Below are 17,092 nucleotides of genomic sequence, written 5' to 3' on the forward strand. Positions count from 1 at the left end.
CATATGCAAGCCTTTATTTCAGAATATGGTTCACAAATCTTAGAGAAGAGTGGCCAACATTTGTACATCTCAGCAATTGCGCTGGTACTTGGAATCCTTGTAGCGGTTCCAGCCGGGATTGCGTTGACGCGTGCAGATAAAATGGCGAGTCCCATTATTAATGTGGTAAGTGCGTTACAAACAATCCCTTCATTGGCCTTGTTAACATTGATGTTGCCAATTTTTGGAATCGGTCGCACGCCAGCGATTATTGCGTTATTCATTTATTCATTGTTACCCATCTTACGTAATACGTATTTAGGTATGAGTAATGTGAATGATGAATATCGTGACGTTGCCAAAGGTATGGGAATGAGCAATGTGCAATCAATCTTACAGGTTGAATTACCCATTGCCTTACCAACAATTATGGCCGGAATTCATTTGTCAGCGATTTATGTTATTTCATGGGCAACCTTGGCGTCATATATTGGAGCTGGTGGTTTAGGTGATTTGATCTTTAGTGGTTTGTATAATTATCAACCTGATTTGATCTTTGCCGGAACGATTCCAGTGACGATTATCGCCTTGATTGTTGACTTCTTGTTGACTAAGTTAGAGCAAAAAATGACGCCAAAGGCATTCATTCTTGAAGAAAAGCAACAATCAAGTCAAATTGAACAAGAAGAAGCACAACGGAGGGAGAGATAATGACTAAGAAAAAGATTAAGAACATTCTTCTTGGCATTATTGCTCTAGTGGCCCTTGGTGCCGGCTACTTTTGGCTAATGCCACCAGAAACTGCGAATAAGCCAATTACGATTACAGGTGGAATTACATCTGAAGCACAAACACTTGGAAGCATTAATGCGGATATGATTGAGCATTATACTGGACGTCAAACGCGTGTTATTAATAACTTGGCAACAACGACTATTAATCAAAAAGCGATGACGAACAATGATGCACAAGTTTCCGCGGCACGTTATACCGGAACTGATTTGACAACTACACTAGGGTTGCCGGCTGAAAAGGATCCTAAGAAGGCCTTTGATACAGTTCATGATGAGTTCCAAAAGCAATACAATGAAACATGGTTCCCATCATATGGTTTTGAAAATACGTATGTGTTCTTGGTACGTAAAGATACTGCCAAAAAGTACAATCTAAAGACGGTTAGTGACATGGAAAAAGTTGCTGATAAGTTAAGCTTAGGGGTTGATACGGCCTGGGTGACACGTAAGGGTGATGGATATGATGGCTTTAAGAAGACCTATTTCCCATTTGAGTCAATTCATCCCATGCAAATTGGGTTAGTTTATACAGCGGTTGCAAGTAAGAAGATGGACGTCGTACTTGGATATACAACTGATGGACGTATTAATAGTTATGACTTGGTTATGCTTAAGGATGATCGTCAATTCTTCCCACCATATGATGCTTGTCCAGTTGTTGATAATGTTACTTTGAGTCAGACGCCTAAACTACGTGAGGCGATGTTGAAGATGCAAGGTAAGATTACAACCGAGCAAATGCAAAAGCTTAACTATGAAGTTGATAATAACTTGAAGGAGCCGTCAGTGGTGGCGCGTGAGTTCTTAGAGAAAAATAATTATTTTGAAGGAGAGTAAGCATCATGGATATGGCGAATATGAACGTTTTTCAACAATTTATTGCATACTTTACTCAAAATGGCGGTTATGTCTTCGAACAATTCTTGCGACATTTCATGATGTCTTTGTACGGTGTGCTTTTTGCAGCAGTGATTGCAATTCCATTGGGAATTTATATTGCTGATCATCACAAATTAGCGAACTGGGTGTTACGTTTAGCTAGTATTTTACAAACAATTCCATCATTGGCGATGGTGTCAATTCTAATGTTGGCAATGGGACTTGGGGTTAAAGTTGTTTTAATGGCAACATTTTTGTATGCGCTCTTACCAATTTTGAGTAATACGTATACGGGAATTAACCAAGTTGATCGCAATGTATTAGATGCCGGAGAAGGGATGGGGATGACCCGCTGGCAACAACTTTATATGGTTAAGTTACCATTATCAGTATCCGTGATTATGGCTGGAATGCGAAATGCATTGGTACTGGCGATTGGGGTGGTTGCAATCGGTGCCTTCGTTGGAGCTGGGGGATTAGGTGATATTATCATTCGTGGAACGAACGCGACTGATGGTGGAGCTATCATCTTAGCTGGGGCATTGCCAACCGCATTGATGTCAATTCTTGCAGACTGGGGCTTGGGGAAGATTGAGGTCCTACTGGATCCAGCTACACAAATTCGTCGCAAACGCGCACGTGGATAAATTTCTTCGCATTTATATAGAAGAAAAGTGGTTAATCTGATTAAAAAGCTCCTAAACTTACATGTTACATGTGAGTCTAGGAGTTTTTTTATTGTTGATATTTTGTGTATGCGACAATTTGAATCAAAATAACTTATTGTTATTGATTGTGTTTCATAGTTTGTGGCATATCATATAAAAAAGCCGACCTGGATGATATCCAAGGTCGACTTTTTATTTCTTGCGGTACCAGCCGTACCATTCAATGAAAGATAGCATGGCAACCAAGCTTAGGACCGCCCATACATTTGCATACCAATGCTTATTTATTCAGTGGTAAGCTGTAGGCCCAACGTAGGTCATTTAAATTGCCATTCATGCACACAGTGCAGTCGTAGCTGAAACCGGTTTGTTCAATTAAATGTTGCATACGTTTGTTTTGTTCATGCGTATCAATTCGTGCGGCTTGGAAGCCGAGCCTGGAACTAATGGTTAGCAAATTAGACATGAAAATTTGGCCTAAATGTTGTCCACGAAAATGGCTAGAAACCACAACGCGATGGAGTGAGACGTATGGCGTCGTGTCATCTGACCAAGTGCCAGAAATTGGTGCTATATAGTTGGGTTCAGGTGTTTGACGAATGGCGCCATAGCCAATGATACTTTCGGAATTGACCAGTACATAGCCTTCGCCTTGATCGATGTCTTGCGCAATGGCGGCTTGATCAGGATAGCCATCTTGCCATTGCGGAATGCCGGCAGCAGCTAAATTTTCTTGTCCATCGTGAATAATGGGCATGATTTGATTGAGATCATTTTTTGTTGCTAAACGCGTGTATGTAAGCATAGGTAGACCAGTCCTTTATAAAATTTGTAAGGTTTGATAGATATAATTATACAAAGAATGTGGATTGACGTATAATAATTTTTAAAGAAGCTTTTCTAAAAGCGCTAGATATCAAGGGTTTTAACCGGATATTTAGTTGAAATTTAAAATACAAGGAGCGCATGATGACAGATATTCAATTACAGGGAATGCCTGTGTGGGTTTATTCTAGAAATATTGATAATCAAAAAGTGGTCGCGCCCAGTCGTTTGGTCGAAGGAGCGCTGGGCTCGACTTATACAGTTGAACCAAAGCCAATTGAAGGGTATAAATTTGTTCGAGCTGACGGTGACATAAAAGGACAACTTGGTGAAACCATGCATACGGTGACATTGTATTATCGTCCTGAATCTTATTTAGAAGCGCAAAAGCTAGAAGGTAAGTATTTACACGTCGTCGCACCAGTTAACACTTATCGTGATGTCGATGGTGAACCTGATGGCTTTAGTTTATGGGCTAACATGGTGGTGAAAGTTGTGAACCGTGTGGCAACTGCAAATGGTAAGTTTTGGTACCAAATGGCAGATTCACGCTGGGTTCCATTTTCAATGCATCAAATGAGCTTATCAAATGACGATGGTCAAAATAGCGAACAAGGTTGGCAATTACATACTGCTTGGGAGCCAACGCCAATGACAGCCGAAGCAACCATCGATTTTGTACCAGAACGACGACTAAATGTTTACGATCGTCCATATGGTGAAATCATTGGCCAGATTGTGGATGGGGCACCAGTAGAAATTATTGAAAAAGTTGAAGATGATGCTGATAACGTGTGGTATCACATGGATCAATATGGATGGGTTTCAAGTCTTTACATTAAAATGAAGTAGCAGATAGTGATGGGGGGATAATCATCATGGCAGAACCATTGATTTTGAAGGCAGATGTACACGAAAAAATGTGGGGTGGTACGGCTTTACGGGATTTGTTTGGCTTTGAGATTCCAAGTGATCATACTGGAGAAGCTTGGGTTGTATCAGGCCACCCAAATGGACCAACGATTGTTGAAAATGGTGTATACGCAGGCCAAACATTGGTCGAAGTTTGGCAATCGCATCCAGAATTGTTTAAAAATGCGGATACAAGTCGCCCATTCCCATTGCTGGTTAAAATTTTAGATGCCCATGCTGATTTATCGGTTCAAGTTCATCCAGATGATACCTATGCAGCTGAGCATGCCAATGAACTTGGTAAAACTGAGTCATGGTATATCTTGGACGCGACACCTGACGCTGAAATTTATTATGGACATACAGCAAAAACACAAGCTGAATTTGATGCAATGGTCGATGCAGGTGATTGGGATGACTTATTGCAGACTGTTCCAGCCCACAAAGGGGACTTTTTCTATGTCCCATCTGGAACTTTACATGCTTTAGGTGCTGGTGTTGTGGCTTTAGAAATTCAACAGTCTTCCGATACGACTTATCGTGTTTATGATTTTGATCGGGTTGAAGCAGCAACTGGTCAAAAGCGACGCTTAGATTTAGAAGATTCAAAAGCGGTAACGGAAGTGCCATTTAAACCAGTACCAACAACACCAAAAGTGTTGGAATTAGGTGATGTCACGCAAACAATATTGGTTGAATCAGCTTACTTTAATGTGAATGATTACGCCTTAGATGGGAATGCTGAATTAACACCAACCGCCCCCTATAGTTTAGTTACGATGGTGAGTGGACAAATGACATTGACGGTTGATGATGAAAATTATCATATTGAAAAAGGGATGAGTTTTGTCCTACCAGCTGACGTTAAACAGTATCAAGTTGTTGGAAAAGGACAATTTGTGATTGGCACACCAGGGCCTAAATCAATTTAAGTGCATAGAAGCTAGTCTTTTTCGAAATACATGAAAAGGCCTAGTTTTTATATTGGGTATCAAGCGCTGAGATGGTACACTATTGCTAGCACTTTAAAGCGTTTATGCTCACGCGTAATAAAAAGGAGTTAGACATGAGTTTAAGAAGTTCATTGGCAACCTTTGTGGGGAATAGTTCACACTTTGTGTTGAAAGATATTCTACATCGTGGTGGAACCTCATTGCCGGGAAAATTGGCAATTAAAATTGATCCAAATGTCATGACGAGTTTGGCTGAAAAGTATGATGTTATCTTAATTACCGGAACCAATGGTAAAACATTGACAACCGCATTAACGACGCGTGTGTTGCGAGAAAAATATAATAACGTTATTACCAATCCATCTGGGTCAAATATGATGCAAGGGATTACTGGAACCATGTTGACGGCGAAGCCAAAAGCTGGAGAGAAGCCAATTGCCGTGCTTGAAGTTGATGAAGCCAATGTGGAAGAAGTGGCTCGTCAGCTAAAGCCGAAGGCGTTTGTTTTAACAAATATTTTCCGTGACCAGTTGGACCGTTATGGTGAAATTTATACAACTTATGAAAAGATTTTGAAGGGAATTCGATTATTCCCTGAAGCAACAGTGATTGCGAATGCAGATTCACCAATCTTTATGCGTGGCAATTTGCCAAATCCAAAGGTTTATTACGGGTTTAATCATGAAGAAGCTAGTGGTGATATGCGTGCACCTTATAATACGGATGGGGTTTTGTCACCAACAGATGACTCGATTTTGCACTATCACTTTATGACCTTTGCGAACCAGGGTTATTATTTCAGCAAAACAGATGACTTTAAGCGTCCTGAGCTGGATTATGCAATTACGAAATTAAATAAACTAACACCAAGTTATTCAAACTTTGATATTGATGGCAAGCCATTCCAAATTGAAATTGGTGGTCAATATAATATTTATAACGCTATGGCGGCCTATTCAGTTGGTCGCTTTATGGGTGTTTCTGAATCACAAATTAAGCATGCATTTGAATCAAATGCACAGATTTTTGGACGTCAAGAAGCGGTTAAAGTTGGTGATAAGGACGTTACAATTGTGTTGATTAAGAATCCAGTTGGGGCTAACCAAGTGATTCAAATGATGTCAACGGATGACCAGCCATTCTCACTGATCGCATTATTGAATGCCAACTATGCGGATGGTATCGACACAAGTTGGATTTGGGATGCTGATTTTGAATCATTAGCAGATACAAATATGCAAGCTATCTCAACTGGTGGTGAACGTTATAAGGATTTGTATGTGCGCATTAAGATGGCCGGTTACGGCGACCAACCAGTCCATGAGGATTTGACGAAGATTGTTGAGGCAATTGAAGCGCAACCAACCGAACATGTGTATGTCGCAGCCACGTATACGGCGATGCTACAACTACGTGAGCAACTTAAGCAAAAGGGATACATTAAGTCAGGAATGGAGGGTTAAGATGGCTGATTATAAATTACAGACAGCACACCTTTATGGTGATTTAATGAATACGTATGGCGATTATGGAAATATCATTGCGCTTAGTTATTATGCAAATTTAATTGGTGTTGATGTTGAGACCCAAGTCATTTCATTGGAAGATGATTTTGATGATACTGCCTATGACTTTGTTTTATTTGGTGGTGGTCAAGATTACGAGCAAATGGTTGTGACGAAAGATTTGCCAGGTAAATCAGAAGCAATTAAGCGCTATATTGAAAATGATGGTGTCTTCTTAGGGGTCTGTGGTGGCTTCCAACTGCTTGGTGATTACTTTGTTCTAGCTGATGGGACGCGGGTTGAAGGTATTAAGGCCATGATGCACTATACTTTGAATCAAACAGACAGCCGTTTTATCGGTAATGTCGTGATTGAAGATCCAACTAACGGTGATGTGTATCGTGGATTTGAAAACCATCAAGGGAGAACTTTCCTAGATGCAGAAGAACGTCCATTGGGGATGGTTAAGCAAGGAAATGGAAACAACGGAGAAGATGGTGGTGAAGGACTTGTCTATAAGAATACTTATGGGACTTATTTCCACGGACCAATCTTAACGCGTAACGGAAACCTAACGCTACGTTTGCTCCAAACAATGCTTGAACGTCGTTATCCAGATGTAGATTGGGCAAGTCAGATTGCACAATTAGAACCAGAATTCTTTTAAAAGATCATGAACCATCCAATTTTTGGATGGTTTTTTTGTGCGATTAAACGCTTTCGTTAAGGTGTTCCTGTCTGTTAAATGATAGAAAAATGATAAAAATAACTATTTCTATCATTTTTGTGCTAGAATAACAATAATTATTTTTATTGTGAAGTGAGTCGAAGTGGTGCTTCTGCTCAGGAAGGACGCTGCCGATGCATACATTAATCAAAAATCGAACATTTTTAACCTTATCAACGAGTAATTTTTTTCAGACACTTGGTATTAGTTTTTTTAACATTATTCTATTGATGTTTGCGAAGTCTTTTGATAATGCGCAATTGTGGGTTGCGTTAATTTCGATTAGTGCTGTGATTCCAGGGGTGTTATCGGCTGTCTTGGGAAATGTTGTTAACCGATTTAATTATAAAGCCAAAAGCATCATTATTTTAACGATAATTCAAGCGGTGATGTATTTATACATGGCAGTGTACATGGATCATAAATATACATGGGTCATCATGATGGTGATTGGGGTTAATTTGCTTTCCGATATATTTGGCGTATTAATTGGGCTATTACGCTATCCAATTATTCAAGCCCATATTGAGGGTGATAACCGACGTCAAGCACTGGGAATTATGCAAAGTATTGCATTCTTTATGCAACCGATTGGTCAAGCGGCAGGTGTGGCATATATTGGTGCGACGGGTGACTATCGCATGGGAAGTTTGATTAATGCGGCGACCTTTTTGATTTCAGCTCTGATTTTCGTCTTCAATTATAAGCAAGTTGAAATTAATCCGACGACATCAGTATCTGATCAACCTGAACCAGCCCAAACATCGAAAGAGAAAGCAATTTCATTGAAAAAAGTCCTTGCGTTACTGACAGATGCGACAAAAATTCCTGGAATCAGTCTATTAGCATCACTAATGATTTTTAATGGAATAAGTGCTGGTATTGACGGAGTTCTGAATTTGTATGTGCTGGATCATTCAGACAGTTTCTACTTTTCATTTGGTGTCTCGATTTTTTTGATAACTATTGCTTCTATTGCTGGTCAGATTGTAGGTTCGTTCTGGGTCAATGATTTTATGAAAAATTATACGATGAAAAAATTGTTGCTGATATCCGCTGTTTTGTTAATTTTGTTATTTGTGGTCTTAGCATTACAAATGAACTTCTTGCTGATTCTGCTTTTGCTGTTTGCGATGTCGTATATTATTGGAAAAGTCAATCCAAAGGTGGCATCGGATATTATGGAAAAGGTTGATGAAAAGTATCTTAGTCCGATGATGGGAACGATTAGTACGGTGATGACCCTTGCCACTCCAGTCGGAAGTGTCGCATTAGTTGCGGGGTATGCTGGAATAGGGCCGACAATCACGCTAACAATTGGAATTGGCTTTGCGGCAGTATCATTTTTAATCTTACTCTTTGCTAAGAAAATTGATTAATGAACAATGAAAAAAGTCATCGCAGTCAAGGGCTGCGATAACTTTTTTGCTGTGGCGCATACTGCTTGACACGATATATTGGTTCAGGCAATAATGTATAGACATATTATGTGAAAAGTCTTTAACTAGGCAGTGATTGAGGCTGTTTTAAAATGATATGTATCAATTAAACATAAAAATATCGGTATAGGGGTAGATAGATGGGTTTTTGGGATTGTGTCACTTGGTTTTGGGAGAGTGCATTTTATTATGATGACTATGACACACGGAAAGAGTACTTTGTTGGAACATTGGTCAATTTGGCGTTGGTCATTTTTGTATTATGTGGAGTCTTATTTTTAGCGGCATTGTTGATAGACTCTGAAACGGCTCTTGAAATTGTCGTTGGAATTGAATTGATTGTAGCGCTCATTGTCTATTTTGTGCCTTTTGTAAGTGCACGTTTTCGACGCATAAACGATACTATTTTTAATCCCTTTTGGACGTTTGCCATGTTTGTGCCAGGATTGAGTATTGTACCATTTGTCATGACTTTTTGGGTATCTGAAAACGGTGACACAGAATTATTTGAAGATGATGTGGATGAAGATATTGCCAAACCTGTGTTTGAGGAGTTGAAATTACAGGATGTTGATTCGAGTGAACTAGGGGTCCAAGTATTAGCAATTTATGTTTCTGCGATGATGGATGGTCTGGTTGAAGAATATATTGAGATTGATGAAGATGATAAGGCTGAAGTTCTGGAAGACTTGTTGGAACGTTATTACGACGTTGAAGATGTGAATGTTGAGCAATTTGTTGAAGAAATTGGCAGCCATTTCGAGAAAAAAGATGTTAAAGCGGTTAATCGGATTCGCAAGAAAGGGTTAGCGATTTATGAAGATCTTAAAATTGGTGTAACAGATGACGTTGTGCCAACTTATAAATCGTTGATTCGTAAGGCTAAAAAACAAAATGCGGCAACTGAAGCAGATGGATTAGCTGGATGGAAGCACAAGTTTTGGAAACCAGATATTGTAAAAGTAACGGCACCAAAAGCAAGTACTGAAGTGAACCAGGATGAGCCGCGAGCTGCAATTAAACAAGAAACTGAAACTGAGACTGCGGAATCAGTTGATGAACTTGCAGCCAAACAAGAAACAGATGCGGTGGATTCAGTTGATAGGGACTATGCGGTCGCTGACTCTGACTTCTCCCAAGAAAAAGCATTGTTTGAAGCAAGCCCTATTTTTAAGCGGCGCGATGAATTTGCACGTGATTATGTTTCGCTAAAATTGGTGCCAGAAGCTAATCTACCATTAACCGCTAGTAAAGTGGGTGGATATGGTTATATCCCTAAAACAATGCAATATCCAAATCATGCAGGTGTCCCAATGGGATTAGTTGCACAACTTAATTTAGATGAATTACCAAATCTAGATGGATTCCCAGAGACTGGAATTCTTGCCTTTTATCTAGATCAAACAACTGATTATTTGAGCAGTTATTTGCAAGATCGCTACACGTCACGACCCTATAAAGTCTTATATTTTTCGAATATAAATCAGATAGCCTATACTGAAGCTGAAATCAATCAATTATTCGAAGGTCATGCCAAACGACCTGATGCAGAAAGCTTTTCAGTTGAAAAAGAGTTCCGACTTACGGGGGAATTACAGACTGATTATTTGTATAACATGGAAATTCTTGAGTTTTTGGATGGGTTTGGAAGAGATAGATATGATCATTATGCTGAGGAATTATTTGGTGAATATGCATTTGATATAGAGGGTTATATTTACGACTTGAACCATTGTTACAATAACTCAAAAATAGGTGGGTATCCAGATTTTTGGCATGAGGATCCACGTGTTGATCGAGATAAACGTATATTGTTATTCCAACTATCAGCTCATGAGATAGATGGTATTGGTGTCGGTGGTTGTGATATTGTGAATTTCTTTATTAAACCGGAAGATTTGCAACATTATAATTTTACAGATGTGACTTTTAATTGGGATGTTGACTTTTAATTGGGATGTTGATGTATAAGATCATACATGTTTGGCAGATTTTTGATTGCAAGATATTTTCTGCGGATGGTGTGTATGATGAGAATAACAGAATTTACCTGTGATGTGGAACGACTATTCTTTTTGGAATGGTCGTTTTTTCTATGCACGAGTGTCTTTAGTATTCCGATGAAAAATAACATTGTCAGTTTTGCCAGAGTCTATGCTTTTTTTATCGACATAATTTCGTTATACTGTTAAATGAGTGTTAATCGGCAAAATTATCTTTTGACACCGAAAGGAGCAGGCATGGCACAGTTATTTTTCCGCTATGGCGCAATGGCCAGTGGTAAGAGTATTGAGATTTTGAAAGTCGCACATAATTATGAGGTTCAACAGCGTAAAGTCTTGTTACTTACCAGTGCCTTAGATGATCGAACTGAAGTTGGAGAGATCGCTTCACGGATTGGTTTGACGCGTCCTGCTCAAGCAATTTCAGATCAAGATGATTTATTTGCTCTAATTCAAAATGAGTCAGACATTGCAGCGGTTTTAATTGATGAAGCCCAATTTATGACCAAGGACCAGGTGATGCAATTGACCCGTGTGGTTGATGAAATTAATATTCCGGTCTTAACTTTTGGTCTTAAAAATGATGCATTTAACAATCTGTTCCCAGGTTCAGAAGCATTGTTGATTTATGCTGATAAAATTGAAGAAATGAAGACGCTTTGCTCATTTTGTGGTCACAAAGCCACAATGAACTTACGTTTGACGGATGGACAACCGGTATATGAAGGGGCGCAAGTCCAAATCGGTGGGGATGATTCCTACTTGCCAGTTTGTCGTCAACATTATAATCACCCAGATTTAGATGCTTTAGCGCGCCGCGTTAAAACGTCTGGATTTGATAAAAATGAAAATGAATTAACGATATAAAATAAGGAGTGTCATACCATGGATGAAATTTTTGAGAAACTACAGTCAGTCGTTGACCGTTATGATGAAATTAGTGAAATGCTGTCTGATCCAGACATTATTTCAGATACAAATCGTTTTATGGCGTTGTCAAAAGAAGAAGGACAATTACGTGAAACAGTTGAGGTTTTCAAGCACTATCAAGCCGTTATCGCTGAAATCGAAAGCGATAAGGAATTGTTAGCCGAAAAGCTTGATGCTGATATGGAAGAATTAACTAAAGAAGAATTGAAAGAATTGGAAAGCGAAAAGGGTGAATTAGAAGAACGCTTGAAGATCTTATTGCTACCAAAGGATCCAAATGATGATAAGAATATTATCATGGAAATCCACGGAGCAGCTGGTGGAGATGAAGGGGCTTTGTTTGCAGCTGATTTGTACGATATGTACGGTCGCTATGCTGAACGTCAGGGTTGGAATGTTGAAATTATCGACGAAAACAAAACTGAAATCGGTGGTTACAAAGAAATTGTTTTGATGATTACTGGAAACAGTGTGTATTCAAAATTGAAGTATGAAAATGGGGCCCATCGTGTCCAACGTGTGCCAGAAACTGAATCAGCTGGACGTGTGCATACATCTACCGCAACGGTTGGTGTGATGCCAGAATATGAAGATGTGGATATCGACATTGAAGAAAAGGATTTGCGTGTCGACGTTTATCGTGCTTCTGGTGCCGGTGGACAGCACATTAACAAGACGTCATCAGCCGTGCGTATGACCCACTTGCCAACTGGAATTGTTGTGGCGATGCAAGACCAACGTTCACAACAACAAAACCGTGTTAAGGCCATGGAAATCTTGAAGACCCGTGTTTATGATTATTATGCTTCGCAAAATGAAGCCGAATATGCGGAACAACGTAAAACAGCGGTGGGGACTGGAGATCGTTCAGAACGTATTCGTACGTATAACTATCCCCAAAACCGTGTGACTGACCACCGCATTGGTTTGACTTTGAACAAGTTAGACCGTGTCATGAACGGTGAATTGGACGATATTGTCGATGCTTTGGTGATTGCTGACCAAACGGCTAAGCTTGAAGATTTGAAGCAAGGTTAAGCCTATGTTTGATGAACAGTGGACCATTCAAGCTGTTAGTGATTGGGGTAACTGGCAACTTGAACCTTATTTACAAGATGAGACTGAACGGCAAGCCCAAATTGACTATCTGTTGACTGGGATGCTCGACTGGAATTATAGCCAGTTAGCGAATAATTTAAATACAATCTTAGAAGATGATTTGCGCGTTCGTTTTATGGTCGCTGTTGATGCGATTAAGGGCGGACAACCGGTGCAATATGCATTGGGTCATGCAGCTTTTTATGGGCGCGAATTTACAGTTGATCAGCGTGTTTTAATTCCACGTCAGGAAACCGAAGAATTAGTGGATTGGGTGTTACGTGATTATGCAAAAACTGATCAATTAGCATTGCTTGATATTGGGACGGGGTCTGGCGCAATTGCGGTGACTTTGGCAGCTGAAAAGCCCAATTGGAAAGTCACAGCGAGTGACATCTCTGCCGATGCACTTGCTGTGGCGCAAGCCAATGCGAAACAATATGCGCCACAAGTCAGCTTTCTTGAAAGTGATTTATTTGAAAATATTCCGGGACAGTATGATGTCATTATTAGTAACCCGCCCTACATCGCGGAAAATGAACGGTCACAAATGGACGATAGCGTCTTAAGTTATGAACCACAACAAGCGCTTTTTGCGGATGATGATGGTTTAGCAATTTATGCAGCAATCGCGCCAGAGTTATTGGCACATTTAAAGCCGCAGGGTGTGGCGTATTTTGAAATCGGTTATCAACAGGGGTCGGCGTTGACAGAATTATTTAGTCGCTTGCCTGAGACGACCGTCACATTGCAACAAGATATGAGTGGGCATGATCGCATGCTAAAAGTTGCCAGAAAGGGGTAATGATGGAGACAAAGATTTGGTCAGCCGATGAGTTGCCAGCTGCTGTACGCGCGATTAAGCGTGGCGCGTTGGTCGCTTTTCCGACTGAAACTGTGTATGGCTTGGGGGCCGATGCGTTTAACGAACAAGCGGTAGGTAAGGTGTACGCTGCAAAGGGGCGTCCGTCGGACAATCCATTGATTGTGCACATTGCTGATGCGAATCAAATTGATCGATTTGCGCAACGTAATGCGTGGGCCGATGCGTTGATTGAGGCGTTCTGGCCAGGACCTTTGACTATGATTCTACCTGTTAAAACGGGTGTGCTTTCGTCAGTTGTGACGGGAGGGCTTGATACAGTTGCCATCCGGATGCCTGACAATGATTTGACAAGAAGCTTGATTCGTGAGGCTGATACGCCAATCGTTGGGCCGTCTGCCAATACGTCAGGTCGTCCATCTCCAACAATTGCCCAACATGTTTATCATGATCTACATGGTAAGATTTCTGGAATTTTGGATGGGGGCAGCACACGCATTGGGGTTGAATCAACTGTGATTGATTTATCAACCGATCAACCAACAGTTTTGCGTCCGGGTAAAATTACGCCCGAGGATTTGGAAGCTGTTTTAAAAACATCAGTTGAAGCTGGACAACATGCAGTGAAAGCTGATGAAGTGCCGAAAGCACCCGGTATGAAATATCGTCATTATGCACCAGATAAAGATGTCTTTATGGTCGAACGTGAAGACTGGACGCAGGCGATTATTTGGGCGCAATCACAATTGTCACCGGTTGGTTTGATGCTCACGAATGATTTGATTTTAGAACATCAATTAGCGGGGATGGATTTTGTTTGGTCATTGGGACCAGATGCTGATTCAGCTGCGGCCAAACTGTTTGCTGGTTTACGTTATTTTGACGGACAAGCCGATGTGCAAACCATTTTGGTTGCCCGGATGCCAGAGACTTCTCGCAATGCGGCTTATAATAACCGTTTGAATAAAGCGGCCGGTAGTCATTTTGTTACCGAACTTTTTGATGATTAATTTAGTCCAATTGTCGTGACCAGATAGTGTATAATAGCGATTAACGAGAGATGTTCGCTTTCTAGCGAATTTGCACCTATGAGGAGGACTCAACCAATGACAGACTATCGTAATTATGACCCTGAATTGTGGGCAGCTGTGGATCGGGAAGCTGATCGCCAAGAGCATAATATTGAATTGATTGCCTCAGAAAACATTGCTTCAGCCGGTGTTCAAGCCGCGCAAGGAAGTGTGTTGACCAACAAATACGCGGAAGGTTATCCGGGTAAGCGTTACTATGGTGGAACAGAATTTGTGGACCAAGTTGAACAACTTGCCATTGATCGTGCTAAGGAACTCTTTGGTGCAGAATATGCCAATGTTCAACCACATTCAGGTTCACAAGCAAACTCAGCCGTTTATGCTGCTTTGTTAGAAGCTGGTGATGATGTATTAGGAATGAGTTTGGATGCCGGTGGTCATTTGACCCACGGTGCGTCAGTTAACTTTTCTGGTAAGCTTTACCACTTCCATGAATATGGTTTGGATGAGAATGAATTGATTGATTACGATCAAGTTCAAGCCTTGGCTGATGAATTCCAACCAAAATTGATTGTGACAGGTGCCTCAGCCTATTCACGTTTTATTGATTTTGACCGTTTCCGCGAAATTGCGGATTCTGTTGGCGCTTATTTGATGGTTGATATGGCCCATATTGCTGGATTAGTTGCAGCTGGTGTTCATCCATCACCAATTCCAATTGCGGATGTTGTGACAACGACAACGCACAAAACATTGCGTGGACCACGTGGTGGGATGATTTTGGCTAAAGAAGGCTTGGGTAAGAAGTTGAATTCAGCGATTTTCCCAGGGAACCAAGGTGGTCCGTTGGAGCACATCATTGCCGGTAAGGCGGTTGCTTTCAAGGAAGCACAAGATGAGAGTTTTAAGGCCTATGGTCAACAAGTTGTAGCCAATGCCAAAGCAATGGCAGATGTCTTCATGGAGTCTAAGATGATTCGCGTCATTTCAGGTGGAACAGATAATCATTTGTTCAATATCGATTTGACGGAGACTGGTATTTCTGGAAAGAAAGCCCAAAACTTGTTAGATTCAGTGCAAATTACGACCAATAAGGAAGCAATTCCAAATGATCCGCGTAGTCCATTTATTACATCTGGTCTACGAATTGGATCACCAGCCATCACAACACGTGGCTTTAAGGAAGCTGAATCTAAGCAAGTCGCAGAATTGATTGTTCAAACACTTGAAAATCCAGATGACGAAGCAGTTTTGGCTGCCGTTGCGGCGGATGTGCGTGCTTTGACTGATCGCTTCCCATTGAGTAAAATTGAACATGCAGAGTAATGGTGTTAAACCTAAGGAGAATGAACGCATGAGTAATGTAACTGTTTTTGATCATCCATTGATCCAACATAAATTAACTATCATTCGTCAAAAAAACGTTGGAACGAAGGAATTTCGTGAAATCGTTGATGAGATTGCCTCATTGATGGCTTATGAAGTTACACGTGACCTACCAATGACGGATATTACGATTGAAACGCCTGTTCAAGAAACAACGCAAAAGACATTGGCTGGTAAGAAGTTGGCCATTGTCCCAATTTTGCGTGCGGGTCTTGGAATGGTTGATGGGATTATGAAGTTAATCCCAGCTGCACGAATTGGACATATTGGTATGTATCGTGACGAAGAGACACTTGAACCAGTGGAATACTTCGTCAAGTTGCCTGAAGATATTGATCAACGTGAAGTTTTGTTAGTTGATCCAATGTTGGCAACTGGTGGATCAGCTGATATGGCGATTGATGCTTTGAAGAAGCGTGGCGCTAAGAAGATTAAGTTGATTACATTGGTATCAGCTCCTGAAGGCGTTGAAGCGGTCCAAAAGGCACATCCTGATGTTGAAATCTTTACAGCAAGTATCGATGACCATTTGAATGCAGATGGCTACATCGTTCCTGGTTTGGGTGATGCCGGTGACCGTTTGTTCGGTACGCATTAATTAAGTATGAAAAAAGATGAATTTTTTAATTCATCTTTTTTTTATTGTTGAAAAATCGGCCACCATGATGAGAAACTGGTAAAATATATAGTAAATACATGTATTCGAAAGAGGTTAAGGATATGGCAGATTATCAAGAATATGTTGCAGAAGCTAAACAGTTACTTGCGTTGGCGACATCAGTTGATGGGCAACCATCAATTCGTGTTGTTGGTTTTGGACAGGATGCAAAACAGCCAAATCGTTTTTACATTGTGTCAAAGCCAACCGCGACTAAAATTGAAGAGCTAAAGCAAAATGAGCAGGTCGCATTCACAACATTGCCTGGTGCTGGTGGTAAGCGTATGTCATCCAATCAAGCAGTTGCTAAAATTTCTGATAAACAATGGTCAGACATTGAACCTTTATTTGCTGACAATCCTGGTTGGCATGCTGGACATCCAGAGCCTGAAACTGAAACGATTATTGAATTAACATTTGAATCTGTTTTACTTGATTCTTTTGTGGAAGCACCTGAATCAATTTCGTTTAACTAAGTTTTA

At 40.5% G+C, this 17,092-nt stretch carries 17 protein-coding genes; 16 read left to right on the forward strand and 1 reads right to left on the reverse strand.

From position 1 onward, the window contains the following. Nucleotides 1-3 precede the first annotated feature (3 nt). The 3 genes from IV67_RS08230 to IV67_RS08240 are packed head-to-tail and all read left to right on the forward strand — an operon-like array spanning nucleotide 4 to nucleotide 2,299. Nucleotides 4-690, forward strand: coding sequence for an ABC transporter permease (locus tag IV67_RS08230; protein WP_057788904.1), 687 nt, complete (start codon nucleotides 4-6; stop codon nucleotides 688-690). Further along, complete coding sequence (locus tag IV67_RS08235; RefSeq protein ID WP_057788906.1) at nucleotides 690-1,610, forward strand: osmoprotectant ABC transporter substrate-binding protein; 921 nt, start codon at nucleotides 690-692, stop codon at nucleotides 1,608-1,610. Before IV67_RS08230 ends, IV67_RS08235 begins: the two co-directional genes overlap by 1 nt. A gap of 11 nt (nucleotides 1,611-1,621) precedes the next feature. Continuing rightward, nucleotides 1,622-2,299, forward strand: a complete 678-nt coding sequence (locus IV67_RS08240) for an ABC transporter permease (RefSeq protein WP_057789124.1) — start codon at nucleotides 1,622-1,624, stop codon at nucleotides 2,297-2,299. A gap of 301 nt (nucleotides 2,300-2,600) precedes the next feature. Here IV67_RS08240 and IV67_RS08245 read toward each other — a convergent pair whose 3' ends face one another. Next, nucleotides 2,601-3,125, reverse strand: a complete 525-nt coding sequence (locus IV67_RS08245; RefSeq protein ID WP_057788908.1) for a GNAT family N-acetyltransferase — start codon at nucleotides 3,123-3,125, stop codon at nucleotides 2,601-2,603. 164 nt (nucleotides 3,126-3,289) lie between these two features. Between IV67_RS08245 and IV67_RS08250 the strand changes: the two genes are divergently transcribed. The 13 genes from IV67_RS08250 to IV67_RS08310 all read left to right on the forward strand — a co-directional run bounded on the left by IV67_RS08250 (nucleotide 3,290) and on the right by IV67_RS08310 (nucleotide 17,086). Then, entirely contained in the window at nucleotides 3,290-3,997 is a 708-nt protein-coding gene (locus IV67_RS08250) for a MucBP domain-containing protein (protein WP_057788910.1), read from the forward strand. Between the two features lie 26 nt (nucleotides 3,998-4,023). Further along, nucleotides 4,024-4,989 (forward strand): mannose-6-phosphate isomerase, class I, encoded by a 966-nt coding sequence (manA, locus tag IV67_RS08255; RefSeq protein ID WP_057788911.1) that lies wholly within the window; start codon nucleotides 4,024-4,026, stop codon nucleotides 4,987-4,989. Nucleotides 4,990-5,123: 134 nt separating this feature from the next. After that, the gene (locus IV67_RS08260; protein ID WP_057788914.1) at nucleotides 5,124-6,473 is read left to right on the forward strand and encodes a Mur ligase family protein; all 1,350 of its coding nucleotides are present in this window, start codon (nucleotides 5,124-5,126) and stop codon (nucleotides 6,471-6,473) included. Nucleotide 6,474: 1 nt separating this feature from the next. Then, entirely contained in the window at nucleotides 6,475-7,182 is a 708-nt protein-coding gene (locus IV67_RS08265) for a type 1 glutamine amidotransferase (protein ID WP_057788916.1), read from the forward strand. 194 nt (nucleotides 7,183-7,376) lie between these two features. Then, nucleotides 7,377-8,621, forward strand: coding sequence for an MFS transporter (locus IV67_RS08270; RefSeq protein WP_057788917.1), 1,245 nt, complete (start codon nucleotides 7,377-7,379; stop codon nucleotides 8,619-8,621). Between the two features lie 200 nt (nucleotides 8,622-8,821). Next, nucleotides 8,822-10,633 (forward strand): DUF1963 domain-containing protein, encoded by a 1,812-nt coding sequence (locus IV67_RS08275; RefSeq protein WP_057788919.1) that lies wholly within the window; start codon nucleotides 8,822-8,824, stop codon nucleotides 10,631-10,633. Between the two features lie 288 nt (nucleotides 10,634-10,921). Further along, nucleotides 10,922-11,551, forward strand: a complete 630-nt coding sequence (locus tag IV67_RS08280) for a thymidine kinase (protein WP_057788920.1) — start codon at nucleotides 10,922-10,924, stop codon at nucleotides 11,549-11,551. An 18-nt stretch (nucleotides 11,552-11,569) separates the two neighbouring features. After that, nucleotides 11,570-12,652 carry a peptide chain release factor 1 gene (gene prfA / locus IV67_RS08285; protein ID WP_057788922.1) on the forward strand — a complete coding sequence of 361 codons (1,083 nt, stop codon included), beginning with the start codon at nucleotides 11,570-11,572 and terminating at the stop codon, nucleotides 12,650-12,652. Nucleotides 12,653-12,656: 4 nt separating this feature from the next. Beyond that, complete coding sequence (prmC, locus tag IV67_RS08290; protein ID WP_057788924.1) at nucleotides 12,657-13,517, forward strand: peptide chain release factor N(5)-glutamine methyltransferase; 861 nt, start codon at nucleotides 12,657-12,659, stop codon at nucleotides 13,515-13,517. A gap of 2 nt (nucleotides 13,518-13,519) precedes the next feature. Beyond that, on the forward strand, nucleotides 13,520-14,545 hold the full coding sequence (locus tag IV67_RS08295) for an L-threonylcarbamoyladenylate synthase (RefSeq protein ID WP_201782745.1): 1,026 nt from the start codon (nucleotides 13,520-13,522) through the stop codon (nucleotides 14,543-14,545). Nucleotides 14,546-14,641: 96 nt separating this feature from the next. Next, nucleotides 14,642-15,892, forward strand: a complete 1,251-nt coding sequence (gene glyA, locus IV67_RS08300; protein ID WP_057788927.1) for a serine hydroxymethyltransferase — start codon at nucleotides 14,642-14,644, stop codon at nucleotides 15,890-15,892. 28 nt (nucleotides 15,893-15,920) lie between these two features. After that, on the forward strand, nucleotides 15,921-16,550 hold the full coding sequence (gene upp / locus IV67_RS08305; RefSeq protein WP_057788929.1) for a uracil phosphoribosyltransferase: 630 nt from the start codon (nucleotides 15,921-15,923) through the stop codon (nucleotides 16,548-16,550). Between the two features lie 122 nt (nucleotides 16,551-16,672). Further along, nucleotides 16,673-17,086, forward strand: a complete 414-nt coding sequence (locus IV67_RS08310) for a pyridoxamine 5'-phosphate oxidase family protein (RefSeq protein ID WP_057788931.1) — start codon at nucleotides 16,673-16,675, stop codon at nucleotides 17,084-17,086. Nucleotides 17,087-17,092: the final 6 nt, after the last annotated feature.

The sequence above is a fragment of the Weissella minor genome, from assembly GCF_001437425.1.
In the GTDB taxonomy this organism is placed as follows: Bacteria; Bacillota; Bacilli; order Lactobacillales; family Lactobacillaceae; genus Weissella; species Weissella minor.